This is a genomic window from Gluconacetobacter entanii, from assembly GCF_013155425.1.
GTDB lineage: Bacteria > Pseudomonadota > Alphaproteobacteria > Acetobacterales > Acetobacteraceae > Novacetimonas > Novacetimonas entanii.
In genome coordinates, this window is sequence record NZ_JABJWD010000106.1 from 1 (window position 1) to 9,942 (window position 9,942).

The 9,942-nt window shown below is 62.9% G+C and carries 16 protein-coding genes and 1 tRNA gene; 10 read left to right on the forward strand and 7 right to left on the reverse strand.

Annotation, left to right across the window (positions count from 1 at the left end; all coding sequences use genetic code 11):
• From HNH97_RS15565 to HNH97_RS18215, 7 genes are all read left to right on the forward strand, one after another.
• Window positions 1–1,351 (forward strand): glycine-rich domain-containing protein (locus tag HNH97_RS15565; protein ID WP_338085475.1); only part of this gene is annotated, 1,351 nt, incomplete at its 5' end.
• A gap of 14 nt (window positions 1,352–1,365) precedes the next feature.
• Window positions 1,366–1,656, forward strand: coding sequence for a hypothetical protein (locus tag HNH97_RS15570; protein WP_171791495.1), 291 nt, complete (start codon window positions 1,366–1,368; stop codon window positions 1,654–1,656).
• The gene (locus HNH97_RS15575; RefSeq protein WP_171791496.1) at window positions 1,653–2,060 is read left to right on the forward strand and encodes a structural protein; all 408 of its coding nucleotides are present in this window, start codon (window positions 1,653–1,655) and stop codon (window positions 2,058–2,060) included. Before HNH97_RS15570 ends, HNH97_RS15575 begins: the two co-directional genes overlap by 4 nt.
• A gap of 67 nt (window positions 2,061–2,127) precedes the next feature.
• Entirely contained in the window at window positions 2,128–2,571 is a 444-nt protein-coding gene (locus HNH97_RS15580) for a hypothetical protein (protein ID WP_171791497.1), read from the forward strand.
• Between the two features lie 28 nt (window positions 2,572–2,599).
• Window positions 2,600–2,941, forward strand: a complete 342-nt coding sequence (locus HNH97_RS15585; RefSeq protein WP_171791498.1) for a hypothetical protein — start codon at window positions 2,600–2,602, stop codon at window positions 2,939–2,941.
• A 47-nt stretch (window positions 2,942–2,988) separates the two neighbouring features.
• Window positions 2,989–3,564, forward strand: a complete 576-nt coding sequence (locus tag HNH97_RS15590; protein ID WP_171791499.1) for a twin-arginine translocation signal domain-containing protein — start codon at window positions 2,989–2,991, stop codon at window positions 3,562–3,564.
• Window positions 3,561–3,695: a hypothetical protein gene (locus tag HNH97_RS18215; protein ID WP_265176066.1), complete on the forward strand. Its 135-nt coding sequence runs from the start codon at window positions 3,561–3,563 to the stop codon at window positions 3,693–3,695. Before HNH97_RS15590 ends, HNH97_RS18215 begins: the two co-directional genes overlap by 4 nt.
• Window positions 3,696–3,745: 50 nt before the next feature.
• On the opposite strand, the gene HNH97_RS15595 is transcribed toward HNH97_RS18215, so the two are convergent.
• Both HNH97_RS15595 and HNH97_RS15600 read right to left on the reverse strand, forming a co-directional pair.
• Window positions 3,746–4,171 carry a type II toxin-antitoxin system HicB family antitoxin gene (locus HNH97_RS15595; protein WP_171791500.1) on the reverse strand — a complete coding sequence of 142 codons (426 nt, stop codon included), beginning with the start codon at window positions 4,169–4,171 and terminating at the stop codon, window positions 3,746–3,748.
• 2 nt (window positions 4,172–4,173) lie between these two features.
• Window positions 4,174–4,386 (reverse strand): type II toxin-antitoxin system HicA family toxin, encoded by a 213-nt coding sequence (locus HNH97_RS15600; protein ID WP_171791501.1) that lies wholly within the window; start codon window positions 4,384–4,386, stop codon window positions 4,174–4,176.
• 51 nt (window positions 4,387–4,437) lie between these two features.
• On the opposite strand from HNH97_RS15600, the gene HNH97_RS15605 reads away from it, so the two are divergent.
• Together HNH97_RS15605 and HNH97_RS15610 are read left to right on the forward strand one after the other, a co-directional pair.
• The gene (locus tag HNH97_RS15605) at window positions 4,438–5,262 is read left to right on the forward strand and encodes a hypothetical protein (protein WP_244949493.1); all 825 of its coding nucleotides are present in this window, start codon (window positions 4,438–4,440) and stop codon (window positions 5,260–5,262) included.
• Entirely contained in the window at window positions 5,259–5,864 is a 606-nt protein-coding gene (locus tag HNH97_RS15610; RefSeq protein WP_171791503.1) for a hypothetical protein, read from the forward strand. Before HNH97_RS15605 ends, HNH97_RS15610 begins: the two co-directional genes overlap by 4 nt.
• A 205-nt stretch (window positions 5,865–6,069) precedes the next feature.
• On the opposite strand, the gene HNH97_RS15615 is transcribed toward HNH97_RS15610, so the two are convergent.
• The 3 genes from HNH97_RS15615 to HNH97_RS15625 all read right to left on the reverse strand — a co-directional run bounded on the left by HNH97_RS15615 (window position 6,070) and on the right by HNH97_RS15625 (window position 7,999).
• Window positions 6,070–6,297 carry a hypothetical protein gene (locus HNH97_RS15615; RefSeq protein ID WP_171791494.1) on the reverse strand — a complete coding sequence of 76 codons (228 nt, stop codon included), beginning with the start codon at window positions 6,295–6,297 and terminating at the stop codon, window positions 6,070–6,072.
• Between the two features lie 486 nt (window positions 6,298–6,783).
• A tRNA-Met gene (locus HNH97_RS15620) sits at window positions 6,784–6,857 on the reverse strand.
• An 872-nt stretch (window positions 6,858–7,729) separates the two neighbouring features.
• Entirely contained in the window at window positions 7,730–7,999 is a 270-nt protein-coding gene (locus HNH97_RS15625; RefSeq protein WP_171791504.1) for a hypothetical protein, read from the reverse strand.
• A 267-nt stretch (window positions 8,000–8,266) separates the two neighbouring features.
• Between HNH97_RS15625 and HNH97_RS15630 the strand changes: the two genes are divergently transcribed.
• Window positions 8,267–8,668, forward strand: coding sequence for a hypothetical protein (locus HNH97_RS15630; protein ID WP_244949494.1), 402 nt, complete (start codon window positions 8,267–8,269; stop codon window positions 8,666–8,668).
• 7 nt (window positions 8,669–8,675) lie between these two features.
• Here HNH97_RS15630 and HNH97_RS15635 read toward each other — a convergent pair whose 3' ends face one another.
• Complete coding sequence (locus tag HNH97_RS15635) at window positions 8,676–9,575, reverse strand: metal ABC transporter solute-binding protein, Zn/Mn family (protein WP_171791505.1); 900 nt, start codon at window positions 9,573–9,575, stop codon at window positions 8,676–8,678.
• Window positions 9,576–9,608: 33 nt separating this feature from the next.
• Window positions 9,609–9,942, reverse strand: a 334-nt coding sequence (locus tag HNH97_RS15640) for a metal ABC transporter permease (RefSeq protein ID WP_171791506.1), incomplete at its 5' end; no start/stop codon positions are given.

The following is a 9,942-nucleotide window of genomic DNA, read 5'->3' on the forward strand; positions in this document are numbered from 1 at the left end:
GGTGTATTACGTCTCCACCACGGATGACAACATGACCACGCCGGGCGCCTCGGGGGCTGCGTGGCAGTCGCTGTTCACCGGGTTGCAGGCATCGCTTGGCTTTACCCCGGTGCAGCAGGGCGGCGGTGTCTACCAGGCCGCGACCAAGGTTTTTGTGGGAAAGGATTCCACCTATTCCGGCCTGCGATATTCCTATCTGGACCCGAACAACAGCAATGCCCTGACAGAGGGCGGATATCTGGTATCGTCATACGGGACGATCCTGTCCGGTTCGACGCAGGTGGGCGACCTGACGATCAATTCCGACGGACGCCTTGCGTTCCAGTCCGTGAAGATGGCTGACGTTTACACCGTGTCGGCGAACCTGTCGGATGTAACGGCGGTCAGCAATTCGCTGGCAGCAGAAGTGACTGCGCGTGAAGCCGATACCGCCACGCGAGTTTCTGGCACGCTTTCCATGGCGACGGGTGACTCGCAGGGGCAGGGGCTTCACTGGTCGGGCTCCCTCGGCGCACCCATGTTCGCCTATGGTGCCAGTGCCGGTTCCACGACGGTCGTGCAGATCGCCTTGAACTCGCAACTGTCGGGCTATGTCAATGGCGGGACAACATCCGGCGGCAATTACAAGGGCGAAGAACTATATCTCGCCTCCAACGGGCATCCAACTTTCGCCTATGACGGCGGCTCACACCAGCTTGCCCTGCCGGGGGATATCGCGACCCCCATGCCCTTCGCATCGTCGGGCACCTATACGGTTGTGCAGGGCGTGTCGCGCATCTTCTTTGAAGCCGTGGGGGCTGGGGGTGCCGGGGGCATGTCCTCGGGCAACGAAACCACGGAATCGATTTACGCCGCTGGCGGTGGTGCCGGTGCCTACGCAAGGGGGTTTCTGGCCGTGTCGGCCGGGGACGTGGTTACTGTCAGCATCGGTTCTGGCGGGTCTTCTCCTACCCATACGACCGGAAGCCCTACGTATGGTGGGTCAACCACGATCTCCATTAATGGCACCGTGGTGCTGACCTGCACGGGTGGCGAGAGCGGAGTGTGGAATGACGTTACCGATGCGGCTGGCGGTTCCCCCGGAAATGTGACCAGCAGCGGTGCTTGCACGGTCCAGCTTCAAGCCAACGGTGGCTTCGGTGGCGATGGGCAGTCCGGGACCAATCTCGCCAAAGGTAACGGTGCCGCGGGCCCATGGGGTGGCGGTGGTCGCGCCGGTAATGGCGGGGGCACGTCTGGCAATGCTCCCGGCGCAGGTGGGGGCGGTGCTTACAACGACACCTCAACCAGCAACAATTATTACGGCGGATCGGGTGGTCCCGGATACGCCATCCTGACCACGGCCCCATAAGGAGAAGATCAGCCATGTCCGAGACAACGACAGCCACCACGACCACGACCACGACCACGACCACGGCAACCCCCAGCATCCAGAATTATATAGTATATCGGACGGTCGCATCCGGGACCGAAGGCGTGGGGTATGTGGTCAACAGCATCCTGTGGGATGGGACCAGCACGTTTAACCCCGGCGCGGGTCTGGCACTGGCTCTGGATGCCGACGGGGCCTATCCGATCGGCAGTACCTACACCGCGCCGACTGCGACCACAACGGCCACGACAGCCACGGCAGCCACGACAGGAAGCGCGACATGATCCCGCGTGGCATCCGCAACAACAATCCCGGCAACCTCGACTTCGTGGGGCAGGCGGGCGCGCATCTGGAAACGGGCGTGGCCGACCCGCGCTTTGCCGCGTTCGCGACCATGGCGGACGGCATCCGCGCATTGCGTGACCAGCTGCTGCGCTACGGTGAGCGTGGACTGACCACGGTATCCGATATCGTGCGCGTCTATGCCCCCCCGTGCGAGAACGCCACGGGTGCGTATATCTCCGTCCTGTGCCAGAAGATGGGCGTTGGCCCCGACACCGTGCTGGACCTGCGCGACCCGGCCACGATGGCGCGCCTGATCTGCGGCATTGCCGTGGTGGAAAACGGGCCGGGGCACCTTGGTCTGACGCAGGTTGAACAGGCACTGGGGGGCGCGCCTGTCGCCTGAACGCCACCGCACAAATCCGCGCCTGCCACGCCGCCTGATGGGCGGTTTTTTATTGCCGAGAGAATGAATGACTGACGATACGACGCCGGACGTGCTGGCGCGACTGGACGAGCACGACGTGCGACTGGACCGGCATGACGGACATCTGGAGCGGCACGACTTGCAGATTGAACGTCTGAACACCGGGTTCGGCGTCCTCCAGACCGGACAGCAGCATATTTTGCAGCAGATTGCCGAACAGAATGGCGAGGAACGGGAGCGATCCCGAAGCCAGAAAGAACAGAACGACGAACTGCGCGCGGAACTGCGGGGCCTTGGCGCGGACATCCGTCTGCTGTTCGACGCTACCAATCGCGAACGCGGCGCGCGTGAGGAGCGCCAGCGCCTGTTCAACCGCAATACCACGTGGGCGGTCGTTGTCCTCGCGGGGCTGGGCACGCTGCTGGGCTGGCAGGAGTTCGGACAGACCATCTGGCACGCGGTGCTGCACCTGCAGGAACCTGCAGGATGAGCATCCCCCAAATCAGGAAAACACGAACATGAACACCACCGCAAAACTAGGCGGAATTGGCGCCATATTCGCGCTGCTGCTGACCGAAGTCCCGGAGCAATACACGCTCTATGTCGCGCTGTTCATCATCGCGTGCGGAGTGGTGACGGCGCTTGTTCCGCCTCCCAATGCAGGCAGCAAATGGGCCGTGGCCTATCAGCTCATCACGACCATCGGCCTGAACATCGGTTGGGCGGAAAACCATTTCAAACCGGGTCAGTCTGGCGTGCGCGTGCCGTTGCCGGACAAACCGGCGGCGAAACAGGCAGTCGCGGCGGCGGGAATCCCGGTCCTCGACCGCAAGGGCAAGCCCGAAACCCCCACATCCTGACCCACCACATACCGCCCACCGAGGCGGTTTTTTATTGGAGCCATCCCATGACCCACATTTCCCGCCGGTCCCTGCTGCGCGCCGGGGCCGGAACGCTGGCGGCTGGCCTTCTTGCGGCCTGCACCGTGACCAAATCCGGCACGACCACCACGCTGACCCTGAACGTGGGCGAGGTGGTGGACTACGGCAATGCCGTGCTGTCGTTCGCGAGCACAGCCATCGGCCTGTCGTTCGTATCTGCCGCGATGGGGACCGCCAACGTCACGCTGGCAAATACCGCCATCGCGGGCCTGAAATCCAGCTTGACCGCGTTCCAGACCGCAGCCGGTTCCAGCACGTCGGTTTCCTATGACAACGCCAGCGTGAAGACAGCCTTCGACAGCGTCCTTGCGGACGTGGAGAAGATCGACAGCCTCATCATCGCGGTGATTGTCGGCACGGCGGCGAACCTGTCGAGCAGCGTGGTCACGCAGGCCAAGACGGCAGCGGGGGCAGCAGAAACGTTGATCGACCTGCTCAAGGCCATGGTGGACATGTCCGGCGCACGCCTGCGGAGCGCTGCGCCCGTGGACCCGGATGCGGCTATCGGGCAGATCGCCATTTTCACGGCGACGCAGGGGTGACGCCCTTCGTGCAGGGGGTGATTGCCGGTGCGGGCGGCGTGACCGTCCTCATCGGGCTGCTGGTTACTGTCCCCCTCAAGCTGCATGCGCTCTATATGGCAATACAGTTACGGAACCGGGGACTGGAGTAATTCAATCCCTCTCTCGGCAAATGCTACTGCACGCGATGTCAGGTCCATGGTCATGCAACCTCCAGGACCTCGACTGTCGCCTGCCGCCCAAGCGCATGAAGGGCGGCCTCGACGCGCCCGATCTTGCTTTCATGCAACAGATCGCGCAGCCGACGCACGGATGATTCGGCCACGCCCAGTCGGCGCGCCAGTTCCACGTTGCTGACCCTGTTTTCCAGCATGGCCGTATGGAGCGCCAGCTTGGCCGCTTCCAGCATGGGCACATAGACCAGAGGGCGACCATTGGCCGCGGGCGGCACTGGCACGGCCGCGCCGTCGTCCACATAGATGGACAGGGACGTGACCAGCAGGTCCTGCGCCTCGCGCAGCGCCTCCTGCCGGGTTGCGCCCTCGGTCGCTCCGGGCAACCCCTCGAATGAGGCCGTGATGGTGCCGTCCGGATTGGTCTCCAGATTGACCGGGTAAGCGTAAAGCATCCTCATACCTCCAGATCGGTTTCGGTCAGCACGAGATCCTTGAGGATCTTGCGGAACGTGCCGGTGGCCATGTCACCGCGATGGTTCGATACCACCGTCGAATTGCCGTTCAGCCGCACCACGATGTGCGACCCCTTCCCCTTACGCTCGGTCATGTTCCAGCCATTCTTGTTGGCGAGACGGCGGAGACGGGCGAGGAGGTCAGCGGCTTTCATGTCCACAATATCGCGCAGATATGCGCGAATGTCAACATAAATCGGTCATAAATGAACGAAATAAGCCCCCGACTTGCGAACTTGCGCAAACTCGGCTGCCGCCCGGCGGAAACCCGTGCGGGCCAGCCCATGCTGTCGGCCATGCGCGGCTTCTGCGCCCGCAAAGCGCCGCCGCGCCTGATCCGCGATCATATCGACCCCGCACCGCTGATGCTCGGCAATGACGTGCTTGGGGATTGCACGTCGGCAGCCCTCGGCAACCATGCCCGCGCCACGGCGGCGCTGGGCGGCTTCCAGGTGGACGTGACCACGGCGCAGGCCGAGGCGTTCTATTCGCTATCCACCGGCTACGTCCCCGGCGATCCGCGCACGGACAACGGCGGCGTGGAAGTCGATGTGCTGACCACAGCCATGCGTGATGGATACGCCGTGACCAACCAGACTCTGTTTCCCATATGGGGCAGCGCGGACCCGGGCGACCTGAATGGTCTGAGGAACATCATGGCTGGGATGTCGGCGGGATATATCGCCGTTCAGTTTGCAGATGCGGATCTGTGGGAGGATGAGAACGGGAATCTCGCGCCGGTGCTGGATACGGACATTCCCGCCAGCCGTGGCGACCCGAATCCGAATCCCAAGAATGGTCATGCTCCACTGATTTGGGGATACGCCGGAACGGACGATACCGATATTTGCGACCTGATTACCTGGGGCACACTTCAGAAAGTCACATGGCGTTGGATCAAGTCTCGCATCATGGAAGTCCACGCCATCGCATGGCGGCAACTTATGCCCGCCACCGGGCTGGCTCCGACCGGACAGGATTGGGAAGCGCTGGTTGCGGCCAACGACGCATATCTGCGGGGTGCGGCATGAGGGCGGCGCTGCTGGCCGGATTGCTGGCCCTGTCCGCCTGCGCCAGTCAGCCGCGCGTGCAGACCACGATCCCGGCGGCGATGGCGTCCATTCAGTCCAGCCTCGCGCAAGCCGGGGCGGTGTCAGTCTCCCACACCGCCGACTGGACACCGGCGCAATCGGCGCAGTTTGAACGGGCGATCCGGGCGGCGCAGTGTTCTCAGGACCGGCAAGACCCGGTCATCGGCACCATTGCAGGCAACGTGACGCTGGAACTGTCCGGGTCGTTCACCCAGTCCGGGCAGTTCACGGTCGGCGCGATCACCACGACTCCGACGGTCGGTGTGCAGGGATCGGCCAGCCGGACGCGCACGCAGCAGGTCAGCCTGCCGGTGGCCTATGCGCCGCTGTCCTCCCTGCCGGACGTGGAGATGTCCCGGCAGATCGGTTACGAGACAGAGTTGTTCGCGCAGAATGATGATGCGCGTCATCAGGAAGCAGCGCGGCTGATTGAGGATCGGGAAGCGTTGCGGGAGCGGGTAGGGGAACTGATCGGGAGTTGGGATGCGGGCCAGTGCACGCCGCGCGCGCCGGTTGCGCCGTTTGTGGGGAGCAAGCACTAAACCTCTTTGCGTCGCCATTCCTTGGGTGACGGGAACTCCTCATGCACCCGGGCCAGAACCTCCAGCCACGCGGCAACAGATGGCGGGATGTCTGATTGCCCTGCCGCCCATCGACGCGCCAGACGTTCGTCTGCACCAATTTTCGTGGCGAATCCCCGCTGCGACCATCCAATCGCAGCAAGGCATTCCCGGAAGCGGGTGGGGGTCATCCCCCCATCCCTTTTATCATGTGACTGGCAATTGCCGCGAGGACACCGCCGCCGAGGCTGCTGACGATTACCAGAGGTGCAAGCCAGCGGTCCCGGTTCAGTTTGGCGGTTTCGGCCATCAGCTTGTGCTGTTCAGCCACATACTTGCGGGTCTCTTCCTGCATCATTTCAATGCGGGCGACCTGTTCCTGAAAATCCATTTCGGTTGCTACCGTTTCGCTCATTGGGGTGTTCCCTCAAATAAGGCCGGGTCAATTCCCTTGCCATGTCCGCAATATGCGGACAAAATGAGCGCGAGTCAACAAGAAAATGCAAGAAAAACGGCAGGAACCCGCGAAGGCCCTGCCGTTTTGTTGCCCCGTTGAGTGGAACCGGGGCGGCGGTCTCTCCCTGCTGTCACGCCTCTGGCTCGTCTGGTGATGTTACCATCTCCGGGCCAACTGGACGGGCGTTCGCACCTCTGAAACTGGCGCGGGGCTTCCACCCTCTGCCGCTTGAGATAGATAGGTATCAGGCGTCTGGCCCTCTAAAACCGAGGGACTCACCATTTTCGCCAAGCGACGAAATAGGTGCCGTCTCTCCGGCTGTCACGACAAATTCAACCCTAAATCTGAGGGAGATTTCTCTCCGACGTTGGGGCACGTGTCGTTCGCGCCATATCATGTCCCCGTTTACATGGTCGGCCCTGATATGTGGCGTCACTCCATCTCTTGCAGGGGCAGGATTCGAACCTGCGGCCTTCAGGTTATGGGCCTGACGAGCTACCGGACTGCTCTACCCTACATCATGGCGCTGCGACGCCTCACTGTCCGGGGTGTTGCCGCCGCAGCAGGTCTGATTATAGGGGATGGTGAGGGCGGGTACAAGCCGAATAGGTTTGACAATTCTTAAAAACACCCTTTGTTTTCAATGCGTGAAATAATCAGGTTTGTGCATCTAAGTGATTGAATCATCAGGATTATTGCAATCCTTTCGAGTCCGCCAATTCCTTGATTTTTCTCAGTTTTCCGCCAAGGTTTGTGCATCTCCGGCAGGGTTTGACAATCCGCCCGTCAGAACAATGGCATTCCCGGCAGGCTGCACCTCCTGTCTCGAACAATGAGGCATGAGCACTGCCGGTATCCGGATCCTGGCCAGGCGCTCAGGGTCTGGCACTGCATCGCGTCATGCATACAGTCGGATGCATTAAGTAAATCTTCGTAACGAATATCTGGCCGCATGGGGCGATAATGTTTCAGCATCCTTGAACAAATGCTGAAGTTCCATGTCCCGCATCCGTCCATTTGTCGCATCTGTATGTCTTTTGTTGCCCCTGGGTCTGGGCGCATGCCACGGGCAGCATCGCGAAACCGACTCCCGCTGCCGCAGGGGGCCACTGTCCCATCCGCCAGATGGACCGCCGGACATGGGGCAGGGCTTTCGTGGTGGCGACATGACCGGAGGCATGGCGGATGGTCCCGGCGGAATGTCCGGCATGAGGATGCCGGGAAGCGGCATGACAGGCATGGGCAATGATGGAATGCGCGGTGATGGCGGCGGTTTCGGGGGCCATATGGGGCCACCGCCGGATATGGAGCGGTCAGCCGTCCCATGCGATCCACCCCCCGCACCTCGGGAGAGGCATGCTGCACCGGAACCGCCGGCAGGAAACGCAAATCAGGACGTGGACGTCTCGAAAATACAGATCGGCGGCAAGGGGTGATGTCGCGTCACTCCCTCCGGATTATGGTGGCCGCCGGATGTCTGCTGCTGCTTGCCGCCTGTGCTGAACATCGGCCACCGCTCGACGATGATGGCCTGCCTGTCACCGATGGCTCGGAAGATGGCGACCCTTCCCATGGGGGGCGCGGTGGCCCGGGTGGGGGTAGCATCTGGTCGGATGTCCTGCATACAGCCATGCAGACCGGCATGGGTTTTCTTCATCATTAGAATTATCAGGTCGTGCCCGGTCGCATGGATTGCCGCCTTTTGATCGAAAAAGGCGGCGTCTTTCGAAGCTTTTTGGAAAAAGCTTCACCAAAAACTTCTGGATTGTTCCTGCGGCATTTTCACGGGTCCGCTTTTGATGGGGCCTGCGTGAAACTCCTTCCCGTGTGGGTGGTTAGGGCTGCATCCGGCAGGGTCCCCCCTTCCGGTTCCGGATGGGGTGGACCATGCACTCATCTTTACGTCCCGCAAGAAGGATGAAAAGCGATGCGTTATCCCCCGCTTGGGCTCATGGTCGTGACGTTTGTCCTTGCCACCAGCCCCGCACTGGCACAGCCACGGACCACCACCGCGCCCGCATCGTCACCCCAATCGGTGGCCCAGGGCGCCGTTGAGGGCGCGCCGGGGGCGCGACTGGCCGGGTATCTCAATTTCTGCATCAGCAACGGCCTGCTGCCGCATGCGGAAACGATGGCGCTGCTTGACCATACGATCGCCCGGTCCAATGCGGTCTTCAACGACCATCGCGGCGACATGGATTATGCGCAGGGGACGGCGGGCATCCTGCAACCCGCGAACCCCAACGGCATGCGGATCACGGACCTCGACATCCCGCAGCGGCGCAGCCTGTGCGATCAGGTCCGGCGCAAAGCCGCCGCCGCGGGGTGAAGGCGCGTCAGTGCGAGGTCAGCATCGCCGGGACCATCAGGTCCACGTCATGGCGGATCATGGAGATATAGTCCGCCGCCGGTCCATCGGGCGGGGACAGGGCCTCCACATACAGCGTGCCGCCCGGACGCGCGCCCGTGGCGGTGGCGACCTGTTTCACCAGTCGCGGGTCGGCGGCATTTTCCATGAAATAGGTGCTGACGCCAAGCGTGCGGATCTGGCGGATCAGGGCGGCGACATCGGCGGCGGAGGCCTCGGTCTCGGTTGACAGGCCCTGCGGCGCCATCAGGGTCACGCCATATTCGCGCCCGAAATAGCCAAAGGCGTCATGCCCCGTCAGGACCCGGCGGCGTTCGGCCGGCACGGTTGCGATCCGTTCACGGATATACCGGTCAAGGTCGCGCAACCGGATGAGGTAGGCGTCCGCATTCGCGCGAAAGGCGTCCGCATCCTCCGGATCGACCCGGATCAGCGCATCGCGGATGTTGCGCGTCCAGATTTCCACGTTCGGCACGCTGTTCCACACATGCGGGTCGGTCACGTCGTGCCCGTCCTCCCTCATGTCATGCACGGGGATGCCATCGGATACGATGACGGGCGTGCCATGGTATCCCGCCGCGCGGGCAAGGCGGACGAACCACGTCTCCAGCCCCTCGCCGCTGAGGAAGATCACGTCCGCCTGCTGCAGCTTCCCGGCATCGGCGGGGGAGGGTTCGAATTCGTGCGGGTCCCCGTCGGGCGGCACCAGCGAGGTGACGGTGGCATGCGTGCCCCCCACCTGCCGCACCACATCGGCCAGCACGGTGAAACTGGCGACGGCATGGACCGTGCGGGCCATGGCCGCATGCACCGGCGCAAGCCCCGCCACAAGGGCGGCGCAGGCCAGCGGCAGAAGGCGGAGTTTCATGTCAGGGTGCCTTTTCCAAGCGCGTTCGGGGGATCAGTTGCGTGTCAGGCGTGGGGCGAACAGGCGCGATGCCAGCCCCATCGGCGCCAGCAGGAGCGAGACGCCATAGAACAGGCTGCATGTCAGGATGATGGTCGGCCCCGACGCCATGCGGCAGTGAAACGACACCAGCAGGCCGCCCAGTCCCGACAGGGCGGCAATCGTGGCGGACAGCGTCATCATGACCCACAGCCTGCGTGTCCACAGGCGCGCGGTCGCGGCGGGCAGCATCATCATCCCCACCGCCATCAGCGTGCCCAGCGCCTCGAACCCGGAGACGAGGTTGAGCACCACGAGGAACAGGAACAGCATGTGGCATGCCCCGCCC

Coding starts and splice junctions, on each gene's coding strand:
- HNH97_RS15630 (WP_244949494.1), top strand. CDS start 8,267: ATGCGTTATCCCCCGCTTGGGCTCATGGTCGTGACGTTTGTCCTTGCC.
- HNH97_RS15575 (WP_171791496.1), top strand. CDS start 1,653: ATGATCCCGCGTGGCATCCGCAACAACAATCCCGGCAACCTCGACTTC.
- HNH97_RS15615 (WP_171791494.1), bottom strand. CDS start 6,297: ATGAGCGAAACGGTAGCAACCGAAATGGATTTTCAGGAACAGGTCGCC.
- HNH97_RS15570 (WP_171791495.1), top strand. CDS start 1,366: ATGTCCGAGACAACGACAGCCACCACGACCACGACCACGACCACGACC.
- HNH97_RS15600 (WP_171791501.1), bottom strand. CDS start 4,386: ATGAAAGCCGCTGACCTCCTCGCCCGTCTCCGCCGTCTCGCCAACAAG.
- HNH97_RS15580 (WP_171791497.1), top strand. CDS start 2,128: ATGACTGACGATACGACGCCGGACGTGCTGGCGCGACTGGACGAGCAC.
- HNH97_RS15605 (WP_244949493.1), top strand. CDS start 4,438: ATGAACGAAATAAGCCCCCGACTTGCGAACTTGCGCAAACTCGGCTGC.
- HNH97_RS15585 (WP_171791498.1), top strand. CDS start 2,600: ATGAACACCACCGCAAAACTAGGCGGAATTGGCGCCATATTCGCGCTG.
- HNH97_RS15595 (WP_171791500.1), bottom strand. CDS start 4,171: ATGCTTTACGCTTACCCGGTCAATCTGGAGACCAATCCGGACGGCACC.
- HNH97_RS15635 (WP_171791505.1), bottom strand. CDS start 9,575: ATGAAACTCCGCCTTCTGCCGCTGGCCTGCGCCGCCCTTGTGGCGGGG.
- HNH97_RS15610 (WP_171791503.1), top strand. CDS start 5,259: ATGAGGGCGGCGCTGCTGGCCGGATTGCTGGCCCTGTCCGCCTGCGCC.
- HNH97_RS15590 (WP_171791499.1), top strand. CDS start 2,989: ATGACCCACATTTCCCGCCGGTCCCTGCTGCGCGCCGGGGCCGGAACG.
- HNH97_RS15625 (WP_171791504.1), bottom strand. CDS start 7,999: ATGATGAAGAAAACCCATGCCGGTCTGCATGGCTGTATGCAGGACATC.